The organism is Paenibacillus sp. Pae15, assembly GCF_024519685.1.
GTDB lineage: Bacteria > Bacillota > Bacilli > Paenibacillales > NBRC-103111 > Paenibacillus_G > Paenibacillus_G naphthalenovorans.
The window spans coordinates 1-518 of the sequence record NZ_JALJRM010000091.1; the positions used below are offsets into that span (position 1 = coordinate 1).

Genomic DNA, 518 nt, shown 5'->3' on the forward strand with positions numbered 1-518 from the left:
TCCTCATTGTAAAATTGGACATAGCGAGCCAGCCCTTTACGCAACGCGCGAGGGTCCTCGAATTCGTTTATGTAGATGCATTCGTACTTGAGCGAACGGAAGAATCGCTCCGTGCGGCTGTTGTCCGTGGCTCGGCCTTTGCCGTCCATCGAAACTTTGACGCCTTCCTTCTCCAGCAGCTCCAGGTAGTCCTTGTTCGTAAAGTGAGAGCCCTGGTCGCTGTTCATGATCTCCGGCTTGCAGCTGCCAAATGCCCGTTTGAGACAGCGGAGCACAAAGCCTTTCTCCAGCGTGCTGGAGAGCTCATCATCGATGACTTTGCGGCTGTACCAGTCGATGATGAGGAACAGGTACATAAAGCCTTTGCCCATCCGTAAATAGGTGATGTCGATTCCCCAGACTTGGTTTGGCCGGTCGATCGTCAAGCCGCGGAGCAAGTAGGGACGCGTGTAGGTCGCATGCAGGCGCTTGCTCAGATTCGGCTTGGGATAAACGGCCTCAAGCCCCATGATCCGCAT

1 protein-coding gene is annotated in these 518 nt (G+C 54.6%); it reads right to left on the reverse strand.

The genetic code is table 11. The features are described 5' to 3' along the window. A partial coding sequence (locus NR121_RS25070; RefSeq protein ID WP_256832149.1) for an IS3 family transposase occupies positions 1-518 on the reverse strand: 518 nt, incomplete at both ends.